This window comes from Avibacterium paragallinarum, from assembly GCF_011765605.1.
Taxonomy (GTDB): Bacteria; Pseudomonadota; Gammaproteobacteria; order Enterobacterales; family Pasteurellaceae; genus Avibacterium; species Avibacterium paragallinarum.
In genome coordinates, this window is the sequence record NZ_CP050316.1 from 2,249,025 (window position 1) to 2,272,200 (window position 23,176).

Annotated in this window: 25 protein-coding genes; 22 read left to right on the forward strand and 3 right to left on the reverse strand. The window is 40.5% G+C overall.

Features of this window, described 5'->3' with window-relative positions; genetic code table 11:
- Positions 1-18: 18 nt before the first annotated feature.
- A complete protein-coding gene (gene gyrB, locus HBL79_RS10910) occupies positions 19-2,451 on the reverse strand; it encodes a DNA topoisomerase (ATP-hydrolyzing) subunit B (protein ID WP_046097199.1) in 2,433 nt (810 codons plus the stop codon).
- A gap of 177 nt (positions 2,452-2,628) precedes the next feature.
- Positions 2,629-3,642, reverse strand: a complete 1,014-nt coding sequence (gene glpX, locus HBL79_RS10915) for a class II fructose-bisphosphatase (protein ID WP_035688874.1) — start codon at positions 3,640-3,642, stop codon at positions 2,629-2,631.
- A 158-nt stretch (positions 3,643-3,800) separates the two neighbouring features.
- On the opposite strand from glpX, the gene HBL79_RS10920 reads away from it, so the two are divergent.
- The 20 genes from HBL79_RS10920 to HBL79_RS11015 all read left to right on the forward strand — a co-directional run bounded on the left by HBL79_RS10920 (position 3,801) and on the right by HBL79_RS11015 (position 21,679).
- The gene (locus tag HBL79_RS10920) at positions 3,801-4,019 is read left to right on the forward strand and encodes a cell division protein ZapB (protein WP_017806733.1); all 219 of its coding nucleotides are present in this window, start codon (positions 3,801-3,803) and stop codon (positions 4,017-4,019) included.
- Positions 4,020-4,079: 60 nt separating this feature from the next.
- Positions 4,080-4,523, forward strand: coding sequence for an FMN-binding protein MioC (gene mioC / locus HBL79_RS10925; protein ID WP_035688877.1), 444 nt, complete (start codon positions 4,080-4,082; stop codon positions 4,521-4,523).
- A gap of 543 nt (positions 4,524-5,066) precedes the next feature.
- On the forward strand, positions 5,067-6,956 hold the full coding sequence (mnmG, locus tag HBL79_RS10930; protein ID WP_035688880.1) for a tRNA uridine-5-carboxymethylaminomethyl(34) synthesis enzyme MnmG: 1,890 nt from the start codon (positions 5,067-5,069) through the stop codon (positions 6,954-6,956).
- Positions 6,956-7,591 (forward strand): 16S rRNA (guanine(527)-N(7))-methyltransferase RsmG, encoded by a 636-nt coding sequence (gene rsmG, locus HBL79_RS10935; RefSeq protein WP_035688882.1) that lies wholly within the window; start codon positions 6,956-6,958, stop codon positions 7,589-7,591. Before mnmG ends, rsmG begins: the two co-directional genes overlap by 1 nt.
- 141 nt (positions 7,592-7,732) lie before the next feature.
- Positions 7,733-8,113 (forward strand): ATP synthase subunit I, encoded by a 381-nt coding sequence (locus tag HBL79_RS10940; RefSeq protein WP_035688885.1) that lies wholly within the window; start codon positions 7,733-7,735, stop codon positions 8,111-8,113.
- A 22-nt stretch (positions 8,114-8,135) separates the two neighbouring features.
- Positions 8,136-8,924 (forward strand): F0F1 ATP synthase subunit A, encoded by a 789-nt coding sequence (atpB, locus tag HBL79_RS10945; protein WP_035688888.1) that lies wholly within the window; start codon positions 8,136-8,138, stop codon positions 8,922-8,924.
- A 72-nt stretch (positions 8,925-8,996) separates the two neighbouring features.
- Positions 8,997-9,251, forward strand: a complete 255-nt coding sequence (gene atpE, locus HBL79_RS10950) for a F0F1 ATP synthase subunit C (protein WP_005539567.1) — start codon at positions 8,997-8,999, stop codon at positions 9,249-9,251.
- A gap of 73 nt (positions 9,252-9,324) precedes the next feature.
- A complete protein-coding gene (atpF, locus tag HBL79_RS10955) occupies positions 9,325-9,795 on the forward strand; it encodes a F0F1 ATP synthase subunit B (protein WP_017806727.1) in 471 nt (156 codons plus the stop codon).
- Positions 9,796-9,808: 13 nt separating this feature from the next.
- Positions 9,809-10,357, forward strand: coding sequence for a F0F1 ATP synthase subunit delta (atpH, locus tag HBL79_RS10960; protein ID WP_035688891.1), 549 nt, complete (start codon positions 9,809-9,811; stop codon positions 10,355-10,357).
- A 12-nt stretch (positions 10,358-10,369) separates the two neighbouring features.
- On the forward strand, positions 10,370-11,911 hold the full coding sequence (gene atpA, locus HBL79_RS10965) for a F0F1 ATP synthase subunit alpha (protein ID WP_035688894.1): 1,542 nt from the start codon (positions 10,370-10,372) through the stop codon (positions 11,909-11,911).
- A 22-nt stretch (positions 11,912-11,933) separates the two neighbouring features.
- The gene (gene atpG / locus HBL79_RS10970) at positions 11,934-12,803 is read left to right on the forward strand and encodes a F0F1 ATP synthase subunit gamma (RefSeq protein WP_035688897.1); all 870 of its coding nucleotides are present in this window, start codon (positions 11,934-11,936) and stop codon (positions 12,801-12,803) included.
- A 16-nt stretch (positions 12,804-12,819) separates the two neighbouring features.
- Complete coding sequence (gene atpD / locus HBL79_RS10975) at positions 12,820-14,193, forward strand: F0F1 ATP synthase subunit beta (protein ID WP_035688900.1); 1,374 nt, start codon at positions 12,820-12,822, stop codon at positions 14,191-14,193.
- A 39-nt stretch (positions 14,194-14,232) separates the two neighbouring features.
- Entirely contained in the window at positions 14,233-14,661 is a 429-nt protein-coding gene (locus HBL79_RS10980) for a F0F1 ATP synthase subunit epsilon (protein WP_035688903.1), read from the forward strand.
- Between the two features lie 177 nt (positions 14,662-14,838).
- Complete coding sequence (locus HBL79_RS10985; RefSeq protein WP_035688905.1) at positions 14,839-15,633, forward strand: inositol monophosphatase family protein; 795 nt, start codon at positions 14,839-14,841, stop codon at positions 15,631-15,633.
- Between the two features lie 12 nt (positions 15,634-15,645).
- On the forward strand, positions 15,646-16,980 hold the full coding sequence (locus HBL79_RS10990) for an MFS transporter (RefSeq protein ID WP_035688908.1): 1,335 nt from the start codon (positions 15,646-15,648) through the stop codon (positions 16,978-16,980).
- A gap of 167 nt (positions 16,981-17,147) precedes the next feature.
- Entirely contained in the window at positions 17,148-17,741 is a 594-nt protein-coding gene (locus HBL79_RS10995) for a restriction endonuclease subunit S (RefSeq protein WP_046097198.1), read from the forward strand.
- 68 nt (positions 17,742-17,809) lie between these two features.
- A complete protein-coding gene (locus tag HBL79_RS11000) occupies positions 17,810-18,397 on the forward strand; it encodes a restriction endonuclease subunit S (protein ID WP_167316923.1) in 588 nt (195 codons plus the stop codon).
- A gap of 35 nt (positions 18,398-18,432) precedes the next feature.
- The gene (locus HBL79_RS11005; RefSeq protein ID WP_035688911.1) at positions 18,433-20,037 is read left to right on the forward strand and encodes a type I restriction-modification system subunit M; all 1,605 of its coding nucleotides are present in this window, start codon (positions 18,433-18,435) and stop codon (positions 20,035-20,037) included.
- Between the two features lie 104 nt (positions 20,038-20,141).
- Complete coding sequence (locus tag HBL79_RS11010; protein WP_208743564.1) at positions 20,142-20,756, forward strand: restriction endonuclease subunit S; 615 nt, start codon at positions 20,142-20,144, stop codon at positions 20,754-20,756.
- Positions 20,747-21,679 carry a site-specific integrase gene (locus HBL79_RS11015; RefSeq protein ID WP_035688914.1) on the forward strand — a complete coding sequence of 311 codons (933 nt, stop codon included), beginning with the start codon at positions 20,747-20,749 and terminating at the stop codon, positions 21,677-21,679. The genes HBL79_RS11010 and HBL79_RS11015 overlap by 10 nt, the downstream gene beginning before the upstream one ends.
- A 98-nt stretch (positions 21,680-21,777) precedes the next feature.
- On the opposite strand, the gene HBL79_RS11020 is transcribed toward HBL79_RS11015, so the two are convergent.
- Entirely contained in the window at positions 21,778-22,164 is a 387-nt protein-coding gene (locus HBL79_RS11020) for a MerR family transcriptional regulator (protein ID WP_035688916.1), read from the reverse strand.
- Between the two features lie 93 nt (positions 22,165-22,257).
- Here HBL79_RS11020 and HBL79_RS11025 point away from each other — a divergent pair, with 93 nt between their 5' ends.
- Complete coding sequence (locus HBL79_RS11025; protein ID WP_035688918.1) at positions 22,258-22,875, forward strand: cation diffusion facilitator family transporter; 618 nt, start codon at positions 22,258-22,260, stop codon at positions 22,873-22,875.
- Positions 22,876-22,887: 12 nt separating this feature from the next.
- Positions 22,888-23,055, forward strand: coding sequence for a hypothetical protein (locus tag HBL79_RS11030; RefSeq protein WP_156127739.1), 168 nt, complete (start codon positions 22,888-22,890; stop codon positions 23,053-23,055).
- Positions 23,056-23,176 lie beyond the last annotated feature (121 nt).

Consider the following 23,176-nt stretch of genomic DNA (forward strand, 5'->3'; position numbering starts at 1 on the left):
AATTGTAAAAATTGAAATTTAAATATCCAAGTTCGCTCGTAAGGCGTTAGATTCAATAAATTCACGGCGGGGTTCAACTTCATCGCCCATTAGGGTGGTGAAGAGCTGATCTGCTGCCACCGCATCTTTGATGGTAACTTGTAGCATTGTGCGGGTTTCGGGATCCATTGTGGTTTCCCAAAGTTGTTCTGGATTCATTTCGCCCAACCCTTTATAACGCTGAACCATCAAGCCGCGGCGAGATTCTTTTACTAGCCACTCTACTGCTTGTTCAAAGGAAGATACAGGGTGCTGACGCTCACCGCGAGAAACATAGGCATCAGCCTCTAACAGCCCGTTGAGTTGCGAACCCAGCTTCACAATGCGTGCATACTCATTGCCATTAACGAACTGGAAGCCTAGAACATAGTCTGTATCCACGCCGTGGGTACGCACGGTTAGCACCACTTCGTGCAAATGGCGTTCCGTATTGAATACCAACTTGTAGCTATAATGGTTACCGCTGGTTTCTTTTTCCACCAGCGTGTCCACTAAAAATTTAGCCCAAGATTGCACCGCACTTTCATTTTGCATTAATTCAACCGTTAATTCTGGCTGATAAATTAAGGTTTTCAACACTGCTTCTGGATAATGGCGACTTAAACGTGCGATCATTTTTTGTACGTTATTGTATTCGGCAACCAATTTTTCTAATGCCACGCCACTCATTGGTGGTGCGTCTTTAGTGGTGTGCAATGCTGCACCGTCTAAAGCAATATTCAGCTCATATTGTTCCATTGCCTCATCATCTTTGATGTATTCTTCGTTTTTGCCTTTTTTCACTTTATAAAGTGGCGGCTGTGCAATATAAATATGTCCACGTTCAATCAGCTCTGGCATTTGACGATAAAAGAAGGTGAGCAATAAGGTGCTGATGTGTGCACCGTCCACGTCCGCATCGGTCATAATGATAATGCTATGATAACGCAATTTATCAGGGTTATATTCATCACGTCCAATGCCGCAGCCAAGTGCGGTGATTAATGTACCCACTTCTTGCGAAGAAAGCATTTTGTCAAAACGGGCTTTTTCGACGTTTAGAATTTTCCCTTTTAATGGCAAAATGGCTTGGTTTTTACGGTTACGCCCTTGTTTGGCTGAACCGCCCGCAGAATCCCCCTCCACAAGGTAAAGTTCGGATAAGGCGGGATCGCGTTCTTGACAATCGGCTAATTTACCTGGAAGCCCCGCAATATCCAACGCTCCTTTACGGCGTGTCATTTCACGGGCTTTGCGTGCGGCTTCACGGGCACGTGCGGCATCAATGATTTTGCTGGCGATCATTTTGGCATCATTTGGATTTTCTTCCAAATATTCTTGCAAACGCTCATTCATCGCTGATTCCACCGCCCCTTTCACTTCGGAGGACACCAATTTATCTTTGGTTTGTGAAGAGAATTTCGGGTCTGGCACTTTCACCGAGATAATAGCAACTAAGCCTTCACGTGCGTCATCGCCAGAGGTTTCTACTTTGTCATTTTTGCCTTTTTTATTCAGCCCTGATTTTTCCATATAGGCATTAAATGTACGCGTTAATGCCGCACGAAAGCCCGCTAAGTGTGTGCCGCCGTCGCGTTGTGGAATATTATTGGTAAAACAATGAATATTTTCTGACTGATAGCCCTCATTCCACTGTAATGCCACTTCAACGCCGATGTCGTCTTTTTCGGTGGAAAAATAGAAAGGTTTCTGATGAATCGGATTTTTGTTTTTATTGAGATACTCCACGAACGCTTGAATCCCGCCTTCATAATGGAAATGATCTTGCTTGTCATCGCGTTCATCAATTAAACGAATGGATACCCCTGAATTTAAGAATGAGAGTTCACGCAGGCGTTTCGCCAAAATGTCATATTCAAATTCGGTGTTGGTAAAAATGCTTGGGCTTGGCCAAAAACGCACCGTCGTTCCCGTTTGGCTGGTTTCGCCAATCACGGTAAGCGGTGCTTGGGGATCGCCTAAACTGTAAAATTGCTCGTGAACGTGGCCTTGACGGCGGATAGTGAGCTGTAATTTATCGGATAAGGCATTCACCACCGATACGCCCACGCCGTGCAAACCGCCCGATACTTTATAAGAGTTATCATCAAATTTCCCGCCTGCGTGTAACACGGTCATAATCACTTCGGCGGCAGAAACGCCCTCTTCAGGGTGAATATCGACAGGAATCCCACGTCCATCATCTTGCACAGACACGGAATTATCCGAATGAATGGTTACAATAATGTCCGAGCAGTAGCCTGCCAAGGCTTCATCAATGGCATTATCCACCACTTCAAAAACCATATGATGTAACCCCGTTCCGTCATCGGTATCACCAATATACATTCCGGGACGCTTCCGCACGGCATCAAGCCCCTTTAGGACTTTAATACTACTTGCACCATAATTTTCTGGGACATTATTCGACATAACAATTCTCTGTTTTTCTTGATAAAAAATTGGGCGGATTATAGCAAATTTTTGGGCTTTTGGCTAATTTAGCGAAAATTGATGCGAAATGGGAATGAGGAAAAATCAGGTAAAAAAAGCACCGCACTTTTAAATGATGTGCGGTGTAAGGCGGAAGCATTTTCCGCCTTTTGCCTGTTAGGCATCGATCAAACGATAAAGTGCGGTGTCTTTGCGGTCTAAATAATGCACCGATTGAATACGGCGAATGGTGCGTGAACGCCCGCGGATCAACAAGGTTTCCGTGGTGGCAAGATTGCCACGACGGTGAATGCCCTTGAGCAAATCGCCGTTGGTAATGCCCGTTGCGGAAAAGACCAAATTATCATCACGCACCAGATCTTCTAATTTTAGCACTTGGTTCACTTCAATCCCCATCGCTTGGCAACGGTGGATTTCGTCCGCCGCAATGGATTGATTTTCTGGCGAATTACCTTTCACTTGATGACGTGGAATTAAACGGGCTTGCATTTCACCGCCTAAGGCACGAATCGCCGCCGCAGCCACCACGCCCTCAGGTGCACCACCAATGCCATAGAGCATATCCGCCCCGCCATCAGGCAAACAGCACAGAATAGATGCAGCCACATCGCCATCAGGGATCGCCATTACTTTTACGCCAAGCTGCTGCATTGTTTTGATGATCGCCGAATGGCGAGGTTTATCCAGTGTGATCACCGTGAGCTGAGAAAGTAATTTGCCCATTTTAGAGGCAACACGGCGTAAATTTTGCTCTAAAGGCAAATTAAGATCGATCATTCCCTTTGCTTCAGGACCAACCACCAATTTTTCCATATACATATCAGGCGCACGTAAAAAAGTATCTTTTCCGCCCGCGGCGAGTACAGAAAGTGCGTTGGGCTGGCCCATTGCGGTCATTCTTGTTCCCTCAATGGGATCAACAGCGATGGACACCTCTTCCCCTTGCCTTGTGCCGATTTTTTCGCCGATATAGAGCATAGGGGCTTCATCAATTTCCCCCTCGCCAATCACCACTTCACCCCGCATTTCAATTTGATTTAACATCAATCTCATCGCTTGCACTGCTGCGTCATCGGCAGCATTTTTATCTCCACGCCCCAACCAAGCAAAACCAGCAAGTGCTGCAGCTTCTGTTACTCGAGAAAATTCAATGGCTAATGCTCTATTCATTTTTTAACCCTTTCTTTGTTTATTAAAAATCGGCATATTTTACCACTCTCAGCAAACGATTGCGTTAGGAAAGTGTAAAATTTTTTGCGAAATAGATAAACTCAGGTAGAATAAGTATACGTTTTACCTTAACCAACCATTTTTTAAAGGAATCCATTATGTCTTTAGAAATTTTAGACCAGCTCGAAGAAAAAATTAAACAAGCGGTTGAAACTATTGAATTACTTCAATTAGAAGTTGAAGAATTGAAAGAGAAAAACAATCAATCACAGCAAGAGAATGATTCATTACGCAAAGAAAATGATCAACTGAAAAGTGAACACCATAATTGGCAAGAGCGTTTGCGTTCATTGTTGGGTCGCATTGATAATGTTTAATATTCATAATAAAAATAAAGGCTTAGGTGAAGATCTAAGCCTTATTTTTTAGGAGCGAAAATGCAAAAACACCTTTGTTTAATCACGGGTAGCACCCTTGGCGGGGCGGAATATGTGGCAGAGCATTTACAAGAGGTGCTAAAAACACAAGAAATTAGCACCGCACTTTTACACGGCCCGAGTTGGGCTGAAGTGGAAAATGAACCAGCTTGGCTAATAGTTACCTCCACCCACGGAGCGGGTGAACTACCTGAAAATCTACAACCTTTATTTGCGGAAATTCAATCGCAAAATTCGGATCTTTCAGATCGCCGTTTCGCTGTAGTAGGTCTAGGAAATTCTGATTATGATCTCTTTTGCAATGCGGTGAATATTGTATCAAAGATCTTAATGGAAAAAGGAGCAAGCCCCATTTGTGATCCACTCAAAATTGATGTGCTTGAGGTGGACGATCAAGAGCAATATGCGGAAGATTGGATCCCGACTTTTTTACAACATTTCTAGCTATTCCATCTTGGGATCTGATGGTTTTTCCCTCTCAGATCCCTTTTTGTTTATTTTCTATATTGTTTTCCTCACCCTGTGGATAAATAAAGAAAAACTTGTCTAATTTCTGTGTTTTCCCTGTAAACAAAAATAATCTCAAGGCTTCCTGTGGATAACTTAGCTTATTATGCACAGGAAATACCGCCGTTTAACCCTGAGATCTAAACAACTTCGAAAAGGATCTAAGTGATTTATTTTCAAGGCGATTTTTGTCTTACCCACAAGGATCTCCGATCCTTATAATAACAATAATAAGATCTTTATATATAAAAAGAGATCTTATATTAATAAGGCAAAGATCTTTCTCTACCCATTATCTAGATCCCATTAAATTTTCCCAAGATCCATAATCTCTGATTTCAGGCTTGATCAATTTAATGTAGAATATGTGGTTACTTTTATGAAGATCAAAATTATGGTTGCTAAAGTTCAAAATAAAATAACGCAAGATCGCATAATAGACATTTGAAATTTAACAGCAAATCAGGCAATAAGGTTATTATGTTTTATACAGAAAGTTATGATGTGATTGTCATTGGTGGTGGCCACGCGGGAACAGAAGCCGCTCTTGCACCAGCTCGAATGGGGTTAAAAACATTATTACTCACGCACAATGTAGATACATTAGGGCAAATGTCTTGTAATCCTGCCATTGGTGGCATTGGTAAAGGGCATTTAGTCAAAGAAATTGATGCCATGGGTGGTTTAATGGCGACCGCGGCGGATCAAGCTGGGATTCAATTTCGTACCCTAAATAGCAGTAAAGGCCCGGCTGTACGTGCTACTCGTGCACAAGCGGATCGAGTTTTATATCGTCAAGCCGTTAGGATCGCCCTTGAAAATCAACCTAATCTAGATATTTTTCAGCAAGAAGTTACCGATATTTTACTTAAACAAGATCGCGTAACAGGTGTGGAAACTAAAATGGGCTTAAAATTCCGTGCAAAATCGGTGATCCTCACCGCAGGCACATTTTTATCGGGCAAGATCCATATTGGTATGGAAAATTATGCAGGTGGTCGAGCAGGCGATCCTGCTTCAGTAAGCTTAGCTCAACGATTAAGAGATCTTAATTTACGTGTAGATCGCTTGAAAACGGGGACACCGCCTCGTATAGATGCTCGCACGATCAATTTTGATGTGTTAGCCAAACAGCACGGTGATGAAAAACTCCCTGTATTTTCGTTTATGGGATCGGTGGATCAGCACCCTCGTCAGATCCCTTGTTATATTACTCATACCAACGAACAAACTCACGAATTGATCCGCAATAATTTGGATCGTAGCCCGATGTATGCAGGCGTGATCGAAGGGATCGGTCCTCGCTACTGTCCTTCCATTGAAGATAAAGTGATGCGTTTTGCTGAGCGAAATTCCCACCAAATTTATCTTGAGCCAGAAGGATTAACGTCAAATGAAATTTACCCGAATGGGATCTCAACCAGCTTGCCTTTTGATGTGCAAGTTGGCATTGTGCATTCAATGAAAGGAATGGAAAAAGCACGTATTATCAAACCGGGTTATGCCATTGAGTATGATTATTTTGATCCCCGTGATTTAAAACCTACCTTAGAAACCAAAGCGATTAAAGGTTTATTCTTTGCGGGGCAAATTAACGGTACGACAGGCTATGAAGAAGCCGCCGCACAAGGATTACTGGCAGGCATTAACGCGGGGCTTTCTGTGCAAGAAAAAGACAGTTGGTATCCACATCGCGATCAAGCTTATATTGGCGTGTTGGTGGATGATCTTTGTACCTTAGGCACCAAAGAACCTTATCGCGTATTCACTTCCCGTGCGGAATACCGTTTATTGCTGCGTGAAGATAATGCGGATATTCGTTTAACCCCAACGGCGCATAAACTGGGTTTAATTGATGAAAAACGCTGGGTGCGTTTTAATCAAAAAATGGAAAACATTGAGCAAGAACGCCAGCGTTTACGCAGTATTTGGCTTCACCCGCGTTCAGAATATTTAGCGGAAGCTAATGAATTATTGAACAGCCCATTAACTCGTGAAGCCAGCGGGGAGGATTTATTACGCCGTCCAGAGGTAAATTATCAATCTCTGACCCAATTAACTCCCTTTGCTCCAGCGATTGAAGACAAAGAAGCGGCGGAGCAAGTGGAAATTGCGATTAAATATCAAGGCTATATTGAACATCAGCAAGAAGAAATCGCACGCCATAAACGCTATGAAAATACCGCGATTCCAGAAAACTTTGATTACGCTGCGGTGGCAGGGTTGTCAAATGAAGTGCGGTCTAAATTATCGCAACATCGCCCAAGCTCCATCGGGCAAGCGAGCCGAATATCAGGGGTTACGCCTGCGGCAATTTCCATTTTATTGGTGAATTTGAAAAAACAAGGCATGTTAAAGCGTGGTGAATAATGGCTAACATTGAACAACTCAAGAGCAAATTAAATTCGCTGCTAGAAAACACCGCACTTTCTGTGAGCGATCAGCAAAAAGATCAGCTCGTTAAGCTTGTGGCGTTGTTGGATAAATGGAATAAGGCTTACAACCTCACTTCTGTGCGTGATCCGCAAGATATGCTAGTGAAACATATTCTTGATAGCCTTGTGGTGAGTCCTTATTTACAAGGGCAAAATTTTATTGATGTGGGAACAGGCCCTGGGCTACCAGGGTTGCCATTAGCCATTATTAATCCTGATAAAAAATTCGTTTTATTAGATAGCCTTGGCAAAAGGATCAGCTTTATTCGTAACGCCGTGCGAGAGCTTGGCTTAACCAATGTTGTTCCAGTATTAAGCCGAGTCGAAGATTATCAGCCTGAAGTATTATTTGATGGCGTATTAAGCCGCGCTTTTGCTTCTCTGCGAGATATGACCGATTGGTGCGAACATCTCGTTGCGAAAAAGGGATTATTTTACGCGTTAAAAGGACAGTATCATCAGGAAGAAGTGTCGCAACTTGCGGAACATTTTGTGATAAAAAATGTGATCCAGTTAACAGTTCCTGAATTATCAGCAGAAAGACATTTAATTTTGTTATGTAAAGGTTAAAATCTTTTTGAGAATTTAACAAATTTATAATAAAATGAATATGTTCTAGGGCTTTTTATAAGTTGAATACTCGTAAAACTTGCGTATAATAAATTCACTCTTTTAAGTTAATTTTAGATTGATTTTTAAACAATGTGACAAATGTCAGCAATCATTAAACAAACAAAAAAACAATATCTGATTGTGTTGAGTATAGAATTACTCGTTATGCTTGTCATATTTTTGTTTTTATGGGCATTGCAACAAAGTGCGGTGTCATTTTTACTCGGTTTTTTAGCCAGTTTTGTGCCATATGTCTTGTTTGTGTGGGTAATGTTCTTTTTTCAGCAAAAGAAGAATAATCCACTAACGCGATTTTATCGTGGCGGAGCAATAAAATTTGTATGTACGATCATTTTTATTGTCGTGGCATTTAAAATGGTGATAACAATGAACTATATGGTTTTTTTTACAGGTTATTTTTTCGCGTTATTATTAAATAACTTGTTGCCATTTATGGTAAGTAAATATTGTAGAGTTTAGTTTATATTTCAAGGGATTAACTATGTCTGACCTTACAACCGCAGGGTATATTCAACACCATTTAGAATTTCTTAAAACAGGGGATTCTTTCTGGCACGTTCACTTAGATACGCTTTTCTTTTCAGCGGTATCTGCCATTATTTTCCTTTTCGTTTTCTATAAAGTGGGTAAAAAAGCCACTTCTGGCGTACCAGGCAAATTGCAATGCTTTGTAGAAATGATCGTAGAATGGGTTGATGGCGTGGTAAAAGAAAATTTCCACGGGCCACGCAATGTTATAGCGCCATTAGGGCTAACCATTTTCTGCTGGGTGTTCATTATGAATGCCATCGATTTAATCCCAGTGGATTTCTTACCGCAAGTGGCAAATCTATTCGGTATTCACTATTTAAGAGCGGTTCCAACGGCAGATATTAGTGCGACCCTTGGTATGGCTATTTGCGTATTCTTCCTCATTATTTTCTATACCATCAAATCTAAAGGATTGAGTGGTTTTGTGAAAGAATACACCCTTCACCCTTTCAATCACTGGGCTTTTATTCCAGTAAACTTAATTCTTGAATCTGTAACTTTACTCGCAAAACCGATTTCATTAGGCTTCCGTTTATTCGGGAATATGTATGCGGGTGAGCTGATCTTTATTTTGATTGCCGTAATGTATAGTGGCAATATCGCCATTGCGTCTTTGGGAATCCCATTACATCTCGCGTGGGCGATCTTCCATATTTTGGTGATTACATTACAAGCCTTTATTTTTATGATGCTAACCATTGTTTATTTAAGTATCGCTTACAACAAAGCGGAACATTAATAGGCAATACAAGGATTTTTTATTAACTAACCCAGCCTCAGGCTGACTTTCTTAAATCTAACGGAGAAAACTATGGAAACTGTAATTACAGCTACGATTATTGGTGCATCAATCCTACTTGCTTTCGCAGCATTAGGTACAGCAATTGGCTTTGCAATTTTAGGGGGGAAATTCTTAGAGTCATCAGCTCGCCAACCTGAATTAGCAAGCAGCTTACAAACAAAAATGTTTATCGTTGCTGGTCTTCTTGATGCTATCGCAATGATTGCAGTAGGTATTTCGTTACTTTTCATTTTCGCAAACCCATTCATCGGATTATTACAATAATTGTCAGTTTGGTTCATTCAAACAAGCATTACCCTGATGGGGTAAATTTTATGACATTATTGAGGAGGGCGTTGTGAACTTAAATGCAACATTAATTGGTCAGCTTATAGCATTCGCACTATTTGTGTGGTTCTGTATGAAATATGTTTGGCCACCCATTATTAAAGCGATTGAAGAGCGTCAAAGCTCGATTGCTAATGCGTTGGCGGCGGCAGAAGTTGCACGAAAAGAGCAAGCTGAAACCAAAACCTTGGTGGAGCAAGAAATTAATCAAGCGAAACTTCAAGCTCAAGAAATTGTGGATTTAGCGAATAAACGTCGCAACGAGATCTTAGAAGAAGTGAAAGCTGAAGCGGAAGCATTAAAAGCAAGAATTATTGAACAAGGCCACGCTGAGATTGAAACAGAGCGTAAACGTGTTCAAGAAGAATTACGAGCGAAAGTAGCCTCTTTAGCGGTTGCTGGTGCTGAGAAAATTGTGGGTCGCACGGTTGATGAAGCGGCAAACAATGACATTATTGAAAAATTAGTTGCAGAACTATAAGAAGGTTGGGCTTATGTCAGAATTAACTACCATAGCTCGCCCTTATGCAAAAGCAGCATTTGATTTTGCTATCGAGCAACAAGCACAAAACAAAAGTGCGGTGGAAAAATGGGCAGAAATGCTAAATTTTGCTTCTCAAGTTGTTGAAAATAAAGAGATGCAAGATTTCCTAACAGGTGATTTATCTGCCAGCAAAGTTGCTGATACGGTGATTTCAATTTGTGGCGACCAACTTGATCAATATGGGCAAAATTTGATTCGGTTAATGGCTGAAAATAAGCGTTTAACTGTACTTCCAGCGGTATTTGCATTGTTCCAACATTATGTGAGTGAACACCAAGCGATTGCAGATGTGGAAGTCATCTCAGCTCAACCATTAAGTGCAGAGCAACAAGCTAAAATTGCAGCCGCAATGGAAAAGAAACTTGCTCGTAAAGTTAAATTAAATTGCAGCGTAGATAATGCACTGATTGCTGGTGTTATTATTCGTACAGATGATTTTGTCATTGACGGAAGTAGCCGTGGGCAACTGGCTCGTCTTGCAAATGAGTTGCAATTATAAGAGGAATAAAAGATGCAACTAAATTCGACTGAAATTAGTGAATTAATTAAAAAACGCATTGCCGAATTTAACGTGGTGAGCGAACCACGCAACACAGGAACCATTGTTTCTGTGAGCGATGGGGTTATTCGTATCCACGGTTTAAGCGATGTAATGCAAGGGGAAATGATTGCATTACCCGACAATCGTTATGCAATGGCACTTAACCTAGAGCGTGATTCGGTGGGTGCGGTTGTAATGGGGCCTTATACTGATCTTTCTGAAGGTATGGAAGTTCAATGTACAGGACGTATTCTTGAAGTGCCAGTAGGCCGTGGTTTATTAGGCCGTGTGGTGAATACCCTTGGTCAGCCAATTGATGGTAAAGGCGAAATTGAAAACGATGGTTATGCGCCCGTTGAAGTTATCGCACCAGGGGTTATCGATCGTAAATCTGTTGATCAGCCTGTTCAAACTGGTTATAAAGCGGTGGACTCAATGGTGCCAATCGGTCGTGGTCAGCGTGAGTTAATTATCGGTGACCGTCAAACAGGTAAAACCGCATTAGCTATCGATGCCATCATCAACCAAAAAGATTCTGGCATTAAATGTATCTATGTGGCGATTGGTCAAAAAGCATCAACCATTGCTAACGTAGTGCGTAAATTAGAAGAACACGGCGCATTACAAAATACCATCGTGGTTGTGGCATCTGCATCAGAATCTGCTGCGTTACAATATTTAGCGCCTTATGCAGGTTGTACAATGGGTGAATATTTCCGTGATCGCGGTGAAGATGCACTCATCGTTTATGATGATTTATCTAAACAAGCGGTTGCTTATCGTCAAATTTCATTGTTATTACGCCGTCCACCAGGTCGTGAAGCTTTCCCTGGTGATGTATTCTATTTACACTCTCGCTTACTTGAGCGTGCTTCTCGTGTTAATGCAGAATATGTTGAACGTTTCACACAAGGCAAAGTAACAGGTAAAACAGGTTCTTTAACTGCATTACCAATTATTGAAACCCAAGCAGGTGACGTATCGGCTTTCGTACCAACCAACGTAATTTCCATTACCGATGGTCAGATTTTCTTAGAATCTAATCTATTTAACTCAGGTATTCGTCCTGCGGTAAACCCAGGTATTTCGGTATCTCGTGTGGGTGGTGCAGCACAAACTAAAGTCATCAAAAAATTAGCGGGTGGTATTCGTACCGCACTTGCGCAATATCGTGAATTAGCAGCATTCGCACAATTTGCTTCAGATCTTGATGATGCAACACGCAAACAACTTTCTCACGGTCAGAAAGTAACAGAATTATTGAAACAAAAACAATATTCTCCATTAAGCGTTGCGCAACAAGCATTAGTGTTATTTGCCGTTGAATTTGGTTATTTAGAAGATGTTGAATTAGATCGTATCGCTTCTTTTGAATCTGCCCTTTTAGAATATGCAGCACATAATTATGCTGATTTTATGGACGGATTAACCAAAACTGGCGATTACAATGATGAAATCAAAGCAACATTGCAAGCGATTTTAGACAATTTCAAAGCAAACAGTGCTTGGTAATTCACATTAACGGAGAACATCAATGGCAGGTGCAAAAGAGATAAGAACCAAAATTTCCAGCGTTCAAAGTACACAAAAAATTACTAAGGCAATGGAAATGGTTGCAGCATCGAAAATGCGTAAAACGCAGGATCGAATGTCATCTTCACGCCCGTATGCTCAAGCAATACGCCGTGTAATTAGCCACGTGTCAAAAGCCAGTATTGGTTATAAACATCCGTTTTTAGTGGAACGAGAAGTGAAAAAAGTGGGGATCTTACTGGTTTCAACAGATCGTGGATTATGTGGCGGTTTAAATATCAACTTATTTAAGACCGCACTTCAAGAAATCAAAGGTTGGAAAGAAAAACAAGTGGAAGTTTCACTGGGTTTAATCGGTGCAAAAGGTATCGGGTTTTTCCAATCTCTTGGCTTGAATATTGCCACACAAAATTCAGGAATGGGTGATACGCCTTCTGTTGAAGAATTAATTGGTACGGCAAATGAAATGTTTGATGCTTATAGAGAAGGCAAATTAGATGCGATCTACATTGCTTACAATAAGTTCATCAACACAATGTCGCAAAAACCTACTTTAGAAAAACTTGTTCCTTTGCCTGAATTAGATAATGATGATTTAGGTGAAAGCGCACAATCTTGGGACTATATCTACGAACCTGATCCAAAAGTGTTGTTAGATAGTTTATTGGTTCGTTATTTAGAATCTCAAGTGTATCAAGCGGTAGTTGAAAATTTGGCTTCTGAGCAAGCGGCACGAATGGTGGCGATGAAAGCGGCAACTGATAATGCAGGAAACTTAATTAAAGACTTGCAATTAGTTTACAACAAAGCTCGCCAAACAAGTATTACAAATGAATTAAATGAAATTGTTGCTGGTGCAGCGGCAATTTAAGTAAAGAGGATCGATAATGGCAACTGGAAAAATTGTACAAATCATCGGTGCGGTTATTGACGTTGAATTTCCACAAGATGCAGTACCAAAAGTATATGATGCCTTAAACGTTGAAACAGGCTTAGTGCTTGAAGTTCAACAACAATTAGGTGGTGGAATCGTACGTTGTATCGCAATGGGTTCATCAGATGGTTTAAAACGTGGTTTATCCGTGTCTAACACAGGCAAACCAATTTCTGTTCCAGTGGGAACAAAAACCCTAGGACGTATTATGAACGTACTGGGTGAACCAATTGACGAACAAGGCCCAATTGGTGCAGAAGAAACTTGGTCAATTCACCGACCTGCACCAAGCTATGAAGATCAAGCAAACAGCACAGAATTGCTTGAAACAGGGATTAAAGTTATCGACTTAATCTGCCCATTTGCAAAAGGGGGTAAAGTTGGTTTATTCGGTGGTGCGGGTGTAGGTAAAACCGTAAATATGATGGAATTAATCCGTAATATTGCGATCGAACACTCAGGTTACTCTGTATTCGCAGGGGTAGGTGAACGTACCCGTGAAGGTAACGACTTCTACCACGAAATGACCGAATCTAACGTATTAGACAAAGTATCCCTTGTTTACGGACAAATGAACGAGCCACCAGGTAACCGTCTGCGTGTTGCATTAACCGGTTTAACTATGGCAGAAAAATTCCGTGATGAAGGCCGTGATGTATTATTCTTCGTGGATAATATTTATCGTTACACCCTAGCAGGGACGGAAGTATCCGCATTATTAGGTCGTATGCCATCTGCGGTAGGTTACCAACCAACCCTAGCAGAAGAAATGGGGGCATTACAAGAGCGTATCACCTCTACCAAAACAGGTTCTATCACCTCTGTACAAGCGGTTTATGTACCAGCCGATGACTTAACTGACCCATCGCCAGCAACCACCTTTGCGCACTTAGACTCAACGGTTGTATTAAGCCGTCAAATTGCGTCATTAGGTATTTACCCAGCGGTAGATCCTCTTGATTCAACTTCTCGCCAATTAGACCCATTAGTGGTTGGCCAAGAGCATTATGATGTAGCGCGTGGCGTACAAGGTATCTTACAACGCTACAAAGAATTGAAAGACATCATCGCGATTCTTGGTATGGACGAGCTTTCTGAAGAAGATAAACTTGTGGTAGCGCGTGCGCGTAAAATCGAACGTTTCTTATCACAACCGTTCTTCGTTGCAGAAGTGTTTACTGGCTCACCAGGTAAATATGTTTCATTAAAAGAGACTATTCGCGGTTTCAAAGGTATTTTAGAAGGTGAATATGACCATATTCCAGAACAGGCGTTCTATATGGTTGGTTCTATTGATGAAGTGCTAGAAAAAGCCAAAAAAATGTAATCACTTCAAGCCTGATTAAACACTTGAAGGAGAATCACAATGGCAACATTAAATTTAACGGTTGTAAGTGCAGAAGAAAGCATTTTTACTGGTCAAGTAAAAAGCATTCAAGCCACAGGGATTGAAGGGGAGCTTGGTATCTTACCAGGCCACACCCCCTTATTAACGGCAATCAAACCGGGTATCGTCAAATTGACTTTAGAAAATGGCAATGAAGAAGTTATCTACGTTTCAGGTGGCTTTTTAGAAGTTCAACCGAATGTCGTTACCGTCCTAGCAGATGTCGCAATCCGTGGTAAAGAGCTTGACGCAGATCGTATTTTAGAAGCGAAACGCCAGGCAGAACAAAATATCGTAGCCAACGCAAAAGACGCCAACTACGAAATGCTCGCCGCGAAACTCTCTAAAGAACTTGCAAAACTACGTGCTTACGAACTGACAGAAAAATTAGTCAAAAATAAACGCTAATTTTACAGCACTTTCTTTACTGTATTTAAAAAACCACCTTCGGGTGGTTTTTCTTTTCCTAGTCAAAACTTGTCTAAAAATATTTTGTGAAACATCTCTCAAAACAAAAATTTTGATGTTTTTATATATTGAAATATATGTTCTAATTTTGTTGGGTATGAAACAAAAGGGGGACATATGAATAGCCATATACAGCAACGTTATGTTTTTGCAAAAGATCTCATTAAGAATGTGGGGGAAATAGCACTCTCATTCTACTTAAATAGAGACAAACTTAACATTCAGCATAAAAAGGGAGAAGCACAAGATTTAGTAAGCATTGCTGATCAAAATGTTGAAAAAGAGATTAAAACCGCATTAAAAGCTCATTTTCCTGATGATGGATTTTTAGGTGAAGAATCAGGGGCAGATGGGCTTGATAAGGACTTTTGCTGGGTGGTTGATCCCATTGATGGCACAAGTCCTTTTTTATATGGTTTGCACGCGTGGTGTATTTCTATCGCAGTGCTTTATAAACAAGAAATAGTAATAGGCTTAATTTACGATCCATTGCATAAAGAGCTATTCCACGCCACAAAAGGGAATGGTGCTTTTGTTAATGAAACCCCTTTATCAACAGCAAAAGTGCAGACATTGAAAGAGGGATTAGTGGGATTAGGTATGTCTCATCGCGTACCGCCTAGCACATTTATCCCTGTTATTGAACAAGTATTAAAAGCAGGAGGAATGTATGTGCGTAATGGCTCAGGGGCTTTAACACTCGCTTATGTGGCTGCTGGGCGATTGATTGGTTATTTTGAACCACATATTAATGCGTGGGATTGCTTAGCAGGGATTCTGCTTGTGCAAGAAGCAGGCGGTAAAACCAATCATTTTTTAGCGAATGATGGGTTGTTAAAAGGAAATTACATTCTTGCCAGTAGCACAGGCGTTTTTGAGCAACTGGAAGCTATTCGAACCTTGACCTTATAGGAGGAAAATACAATGTCTATTTTAAACTTCTTTAAAGCCAGCCCAGCCATACCACTTAAAAATTATACAGAGGCAATGTTTAAAAGCACGAGAATGAAAAGTTTCTGGGCATTTTCTTTTGCTTATGCCATTTATTATGTGTGCCGTTTATCCTTCAATGTCGCAAAACCTGCGTTAGTGAATAACAATATTTTAACTCCTACAGAACTTGGGGTGATTGGATCTGCTATTTTTATCACTTATGCAGTGGGAAAATTTGTAAATAGTGCCGTAGCCGATCATTCTAATATTGTACGTTATCTTTCCATTGGGTTATTTTTCTCCGCATTATGTAATTTTGCAATGGGAATGACGACAAGTGCCATTGCACTTACATTGATTTGGGGTTTCAATGGTTGGGTGCAATCAATGGGCGTTGGACCTTGCGTTGTTGCACTCTCACGTTGGTATGATGACAAAGAACGTGGCTCTTATTATGGCTTTTGGTCTGTTGCTCATAATGTTGGCGAAGGGATAACCTTTATCGTTACCGCAGCGATTATTACAACATTTGGCTGGCGATTTGGTTTTAGCTTTGCGGGAATAATGGGATTACTCGGTGTTCTTGTTGCGATGATGTTTATGAAAGATTCCCCTGCCGCTTGTGGATTTAAGCCGATCATTACAATGAATAAACAAACAGAGGAACTTGACAACAAAGAGGTTTTAAAACATCAATGGGATGTGATTAAAAACCCAGCTATTTGGGTGCTTGCAGTGGCTTCTTGTTGTATGTACATTGGACGTTATGGCGTAAATAGTTGGGGCGTATTTTTCCTTGAAAATGGAAAAGGCTATACCACACTGGAAGCGGCCTCTATCATTAGCGTAAACAGTATTGTCGGGATTTTAGGGACAATTATTTCAGGCTGGTTGTCAGATCGTTTCTTACAAGGAAAACGTAATGTAATGACGGTTGTAGTAAGCCTACTAAATGCCCTTTCTCTCGCCGCATTTTTATTTGCTCCAGCAGGGAATACCTGGTTTGCAATTATTGCACTTTCTGTATTCGGTATCACCTTAGGTATTCAACTTTGTTTCTTGGGCGGTTTATTAGCCACCGATATTTCTCATAAATCTGCTTCAGGCATTGCATTAGGTATGATGGGCGTATTTGGTTATGCTGGTGCAGCAGCGGGGGAATTCTTAACTGGCTTTATGATTGATAAAACCACCGTGATTGATACCGCAGGTAATAAAATTTATGATTTTGATGCACTGGCTTATTTCTGGGTGGGAGCGGATCTATTATCTGTTATCGCCGCGATTATTTTTTCAATTTTAGTTGTTTACCAATCAAAAAAATAAAATACCATTTTTGAATCTTAGATAAAGAACTGATTTCCTGGATCAGTTTTTTTTTTATAAAAATGATATATTATAAAAATAATTTGTAATTAATTAAAATTACAATATTGACTTTATATTTTAAGAAAATAAAATTACCACCATTACAATTATAAATAGGATTGTAAATGTTATTAAAGGATATCGCTTTTATTGAAAGTGGCACGCCATTATCTAGGATTAATCAGATTAATGAAAAAAATGTGCCTTCCTATGCTTTATACGATCAGGCGGATTTATTAGCCGATTTTGAATTACAAGATGTGATACCTATCAACGAAAGAATTTTTACTTGGGATAATGTATTGTCTTTGATTGAAGGAGATATCGTTTTTGGCTTAATGTCAGGATTAGTAGCGAGTGTTAGCTCTACAAGGGAGGGGCATATTATTTCAAATAATTTTGTACGTTTACGCCCTAAGATAGCACTTGATACAAATTTTTTAGTGTATTTACTTAATCAAGATAGTGATATTAAAAGACAATTTACGATGTCCTTACAAGGTTCAACAGTAAGGAAATATTCTGTAAGTCAATTGCGTATGTTGGAATTAGGGAAATTGCCTCCACTAGAAATACAACGCCGTATTGGGCGTGTATATCAGATGGAACGGCGTTTACAAACAATAAAAAAACGCTTGGCGAGTAATGAAACTGCTTTAAAAAATCACTATCTAGCTCAAGTATTAAGAGGGAAAAATGTTAGTTTTTTATACTGTTGAATCTATAAATCAGATAAAACCTATTTTATCTGCAGGTTGTATAATCAGTATTTGATGGAAAAGAGAAAATGAAAAATAACAATGAACCCAAACTCCGTTACCCTGAATTTACTGACGCTTGGGAAAAGTGCAAGCTGGGGGAGGTGGCGGAATTTATAAATGGGAAAGCATATAAACAAGAAGAATTATTAAATGAGGGAAAATATAAAGTCGTTCGAGTTGGGAATTTTAATACTAATGAACATTGGTACTACTCAAATTTAGAACTTGAAAATAACAAATATATGGTTGCAGGGGATCTACTTTACCTTTGGGCAACTGACTTTGGACCAAAATTTTGGGCAGGTGAAAAAGCTATTTTTCACTATCATATCTGGAAGTTAGAACTGAATTACAAAATTATAGATAAAAATTATCTTTATGTTTGGCTAGAAACAGACAAAGAAAAAATTAAGCAGTCAACAAATGGCACAACGATGGTACACGTTACAAAATCAACAATGGAAAAACGTGTACTTTCTTTCCCCTCCCTCCCCGAGCAACAAAAAATCGGCGCGCTTTTCAGACGGCTAGATCGTCTGATTACTCTTCATAAGCGACAGCACGAACACTATCAGCTTTTGAAAAAAGCCTTACTGCAACAAATGTTTGTTTAAAAAATCACACAGAATCACAAAAAATCGGAGTTTTTATGAATAACCAAACCAAAATTAGCAACATCACCAACCAAATTTGGGCAATGGCAAACGAGCTGCGCGGCAATATGGACGCGTCCGAATACAAAAATTACATTCTCGGCTTTATTTTCTATCGCTACCTTTCCGAGCATCAAGAAGCCTATTTAATCGACAATCATATTATCGAACCCCAAGCAGGGCAAAGCGTGAACGAGGCTTATGCCGAAGCCGTTGCCGCCGATGGCTTAGAAGATTATTTGCAAGACATCGCCCACACCCTTGGCTATGCCATTGCACCGCAACACACTTGGCAAAGCCTGATGGAACGCATTGAAGAAAACCAAATTGTGCCGAGCGATTATCAAGCCATTTTTGACAGCTTCAACAAAAACAGCGAAATCAACCCCGAAGCTGCCAAAGATTTTCGCGGTATTTTCAACGATTTAAACCTAGGCGATTCCCGCCTTGGACACAGCACCAACGAACGCACCCGTGCCTTAAATAAAGTGGTGAAACTTGTCGATGAAGTGCAATACAAAGACGACAACGGCCGCGATATTTTGGGCGAAATCTATGAAGAACTCATCGGTAAATTCGCCGCCAACGCAGGCAAAAAAGGCGGTGAGTTCTACACCCCGCACGCAGTCAGCCAAATTTTAGCCCGCATTGTTACCCAACAAACGCCGTCTGAAAACACATTCAGCGTGTATGACCCCACTTGTGGCTCAGGTTCATTATTGCTTACTGTGGGTAATGCCCTGCCCAACGGTAAACAAGATGGCGTCATCAAATATTACGGGCAAGAGCTTTCCACCACCACCTACAACTTAGCCCGAATGAACCTAATGATGCATGGCGTGAGCTTCCAAAATATGACTCTCTCCAACGCCGACACGCTAGAAAGCGATTGGCCAGATGGCTTGGTTGACGGCATCGACAAGCCTCGCAGTTTTGATGCTGTGGTTGCCAACCCGCCTTATTCCGCCAACTGGGACAATGACGACCGCAAACTAAAAGACCCGCGTTTTGCCGAATATGGCAAGCTCGCACCAAAATCCAAAGCTGATTTTGCCTTTATTTTGCACAGCCTTTACCACCTCAACAGCACAGGCACAATGGCGATTGTGCTGCCGCACGGCGTGCTATTCCGCGGTGCAGCAGAGGGGCATATCCGCAAAATTCTGATTGAAAAGAATTATTTACACGCCGTAATCGGACTGCCTGCCAACCTCTTTTTTGGCACATCGATCCCAACTTGTATTTTGGTGCTGAAAAAAGACCGCACTTCAAAAGATATCCTCTTTATTGATGCCAGCGCCCATTTTGATAAAGGCAAAAACCAAAACCACCTTAGCGAAGCCCATATTAACGCTATTATGGACGCATATGAAAAACGGCAAGACATTGAAAAATTTGCCCACCTTGCCAGTGCGGAGGAAATTCAAGCCAATGATTACAACCTCAACATTCCTCGCTATGTGGACACCTTTGAAGAAGAGGAAGAAATTAACCTTGATGAAGTGCTAAAACAAATTGCCGCCGATAAAGCCGAAATTGCCGAATTGGAAGCCGAAATCAATGCCGAACTTAAAATTTTAGGTGTGGAGATGGGATTGTAATTTATTGAAATAATTAGATTAATTTTAAGAATCTAAGCCATTTAAGCAAACACTTAAATGGCTTTTTTACCGCCCAAAATCCATACGCTTGGGAAAAGTGCAAGTTGGGGAAAATAGTAAAAGAAAGAAATGAACAATATCCAAAGTCAAATGAATACCCATTGATGGCTTTTATTTCGGGTCAAGGAATTGCCGATAAAGGAGAAAGATATAATCGAGATTTTTTAGTTTCTGATGAAGAAAGTAAAAAATATAAACACACAGAATTAGATGACTTTATATACAGCTCTAATAATCTGGAAACTGGCTCAATAGGCTTAAATAGATATGGAAAAGCTTGTATTTCACCTGTTTACAGTATTTTTTATATTGATAAATCAAATGACCCTTACTTTATTGGTCAAAGATTAATACAAAAAGATTTTATTTATCAAATGACAAGATATCGGCAAGGTGTTGTATATGGGCAATGGAGAATTCACGAAAAAGACTTTTTGAAATTGTCTATTATACGACCAGCACTCCCAGAACAACAAAAAATCGGCAATCTATTTAAACAGCTAGATCGCCTTATTACTCTTCATAAGCGTAAGTTATTAGAAAAATATAATAAAAATAATACAAAATTCTTGCAAAATGTAACTCATCAACAAAGCGTTCTTAAATTGTGTTGTATAACTTTTAACCCAATAATAGAGAGGACATCATTATGCAATTAACTAATCAAGAACTTTTTCACCGCTATTTCAAACGTTGGATCAGTATTTATAAAGAGGGTGCGATTCGTCCCGTAACACTCGCTAAATACCAAATGAGCCACACTTGGTTGATTCGCCTCGCTCCCAAATTACGGCTGTGCGATCTCAACCGCATTAGCTATCAACAACTGCTCAATGACTACGCCAACAACCACGAACGCCAAACCGTGATGGATTTTCACCATCAAATCAAAGGAGCTATTTTAGATGCTGTAGATGAGGGGCTAATTATTCGGGATCCTACCCGTAAGGCGATTATTAAAGGTAAAATCCCGCGTGAGAAAAAGCCTAAATATTTGAGCCAATACGAACTACAAACCCTGATCCATCAACTTAATTTAAATGAAAAACTCAGTTTTGATTGGCTTATTTTGTTAATTGCTAAGACTGGATTACGTTTTTCTGAGGCTCTTGCGGTTACGCCAAAAGATTTTGATTTTGCACGGCAAACACTGACAATAAATAAAACTTGGGATTATAAAAATGAAGGTGGATTTTTACCCACTAAAAATCGCTCTTCCATTCGCAAGGTTCAGTTGGATTGGCAAACCATCATTCAATTTGCACAATTAATTCGCCATTGTCCGGAAAATATTCCGATTTTTCTGCCTAACTACGAAAAAGTTTATAACTCTACAATTAATGATCTTATTGCACGTTATTGTAAAAAAGCAGCGATTCCGATTATTACGGTACACGGATTACGCCACACCCACGCTTCATTACTGCTTTTTGCCGGCGTTTCTATCGCCAGTGTGGCAAGACGATTAGGACACGCCAGCATCACTACCACACAAAAAACCTATCTGCACATTATTCACGAGCTGGAAAATAAAGATGTGGATTTGGTGATGCGATCGCTGTCGAGTTTGAATATCCATTAAGGTAGGCGGTTTTTCACAATATAAAGTGCGGTGTGTTTTCACCGCATTTTTCCCATAAAAATTCATACAAAGATGAATGCCGTCTGAACATTTGCCTATTACGGTAATTGGCGTAAACGGGCGATGGTTTGACATTCGGATTCGCTATGCTCACCTTGTTGCGTTAGGGTTTGCAAGAAATCTCGCATTTCTATCAGTTGGACGATTTTTTCTTCGATTTTTTCCAGTTGTTTTTGCACAATCTGATCCAAATGATGATGTTCGGCAGGCTGATGACGTAAATGGTTGAGCTGTTTGATTTCTTCTAACGAAAAATCCAGTGTTCGGCAGATTTTGATGAATTGCAACACATTGAGGTCGTCTTCATCATATTGACGATAACCATTGGCGTCGCGTTTCGGCGTGGGCAATAAGCCCTTTTTTTCGTAAAAACGAATGGTTTCTAAATGCACGCCGCTGCGTTGGCTGAATTGATTTATTTTCATTATTTTTCTTTTGATGCTTGACCCTGTAGTGGATACAGACTTTATAGTAATCGCCAGATTGATACAATCCATTTCAGTAAAAAGAAGGAAAAAATGACTCATTCACATCATCACGATCATTCACATCCGCATATTCATCATGCACACAATAAACGTATTTTGCTATTGAGCTTTGTGCTGATCACCAGCTATGCCTTGGTAGAATGGCTTGGCGGGCGTTATTTTCATAGCTTGGCATTGATGGCGGATGCGGGGCATATGCTCAATGACAGCCTGTCGCTTTTTGTGGCATTAATCGCCTTGTATTTATCGCCGTTGAAACAAAAATGGCTGGCATTGATGAATGGCGGTTCGTTGATTGTGGTTGCGTTGGGGATTTTATGGGGGGCATTGGAACGCTGGCAAAACCCCGTGCCAATGCTGGCTGGCTCGATGCTGGTGGTTGCCGTGTTGGGCTTGTTGGTAAACCTGTTGGTGGCGTGGCTAATGCTCAAAAGTGATCGGGAAAATCTTAATATCCGTGCGGCGTATTTACACGTTTTAGCGGATTTATTTGGCTCGCTGGTGGCGATTGTCGCAGGCTTGAGTGCGTGGCTATGGAATTGGCAATGGGTGGATTTAGCCGCCAGCGTCATATTGAGCATACTGATTTTGCGTAGTGGCATTCGCATTGTACGGCAGGCAATACAAGATTTACACACCGTGGCTTAATGGCGTTAATGCGTGTTTGTTGAGGCAAATGGCGGCAGAAAAGGCCGTCTGAAAATCGTTCCTAGCCAACCTTTTCATTGCTCAATAAAAAAAGTGCGGTCAAAAATCACCGCACTTTTAGGACGTTTCTCTTTGAAGTGCGGTCATTTTGTTATCTATTTTTATGACGAATGTTCGTAATAAAAAGGGAATTAACAAAACTGTAACAATCTTTCCGAATTTTGTAGCTAAAATCTGTGATTTTGCTCACAAATTCATAAAGTATGCTTTACCCCCCCCCGAAATTACTTATAATGAGGTA

Coding starts and splice junctions, on each gene's coding strand:
- HBL79_RS10995 (WP_046097198.1), top strand. CDS start 17,148: ATGTTATTAAAGGATATCGCTTTTATTGAAAGTGGCACGCCATTATCT.
- atpA (WP_035688894.1), top strand. CDS start 10,370: ATGCAACTAAATTCGACTGAAATTAGTGAATTAATTAAAAAACGCATT.
- HBL79_RS11000 (WP_167316923.1), top strand. CDS start 17,810: ATGAAAAATAACAATGAACCCAAACTCCGTTACCCTGAATTTACTGAC.
- glpX (WP_035688874.1), bottom strand. CDS start 3,642: ATGAATAGAGCATTAGCCATTGAATTTTCTCGAGTAACAGAAGCTGCA.
- atpH (WP_035688891.1), top strand. CDS start 9,809: ATGTCAGAATTAACTACCATAGCTCGCCCTTATGCAAAAGCAGCATTT.
- mnmG (WP_035688880.1), top strand. CDS start 5,067: ATGTTTTATACAGAAAGTTATGATGTGATTGTCATTGGTGGTGGCCAC.
- gyrB (WP_046097199.1), bottom strand. CDS start 2,451: ATGTCGAATAATGTCCCAGAAAATTATGGTGCAAGTAGTATTAAAGTC.
- atpG (WP_035688897.1), top strand. CDS start 11,934: ATGGCAGGTGCAAAAGAGATAAGAACCAAAATTTCCAGCGTTCAAAGT.
- HBL79_RS11025 (WP_035688918.1), top strand. CDS start 22,258: ATGACTCATTCACATCATCACGATCATTCACATCCGCATATTCATCAT.
- HBL79_RS11015 (WP_035688914.1), top strand. CDS start 20,747: ATGCAATTAACTAATCAAGAACTTTTTCACCGCTATTTCAAACGTTGG.
- atpB (WP_035688888.1), top strand. CDS start 8,136: ATGTCTGACCTTACAACCGCAGGGTATATTCAACACCATTTAGAATTT.
- mioC (WP_035688877.1), top strand. CDS start 4,080: ATGCAAAAACACCTTTGTTTAATCACGGGTAGCACCCTTGGCGGGGCG.
- HBL79_RS10980 (WP_035688903.1), top strand. CDS start 14,233: ATGGCAACATTAAATTTAACGGTTGTAAGTGCAGAAGAAAGCATTTTT.
- atpE (WP_005539567.1), top strand. CDS start 8,997: ATGGAAACTGTAATTACAGCTACGATTATTGGTGCATCAATCCTACTT.
- HBL79_RS11020 (WP_035688916.1), bottom strand. CDS start 22,164: ATGAAAATAAATCAATTCAGCCAACGCAGCGGCGTGCATTTAGAAACC.
- atpD (WP_035688900.1), top strand. CDS start 12,820: ATGGCAACTGGAAAAATTGTACAAATCATCGGTGCGGTTATTGACGTT.
- HBL79_RS11005 (WP_035688911.1), top strand. CDS start 18,433: ATGAATAACCAAACCAAAATTAGCAACATCACCAACCAAATTTGGGCA.
- HBL79_RS10920 (WP_017806733.1), top strand. CDS start 3,801: ATGTCTTTAGAAATTTTAGACCAGCTCGAAGAAAAAATTAAACAAGCG.
- rsmG (WP_035688882.1), top strand. CDS start 6,956: ATGGCTAACATTGAACAACTCAAGAGCAAATTAAATTCGCTGCTAGAA.
- HBL79_RS10990 (WP_035688908.1), top strand. CDS start 15,646: ATGTCTATTTTAAACTTCTTTAAAGCCAGCCCAGCCATACCACTTAAA.
- HBL79_RS10985 (WP_035688905.1), top strand. CDS start 14,839: ATGAATAGCCATATACAGCAACGTTATGTTTTTGCAAAAGATCTCATT.
- HBL79_RS10940 (WP_035688885.1), top strand. CDS start 7,733: ATGTCAGCAATCATTAAACAAACAAAAAAACAATATCTGATTGTGTTG.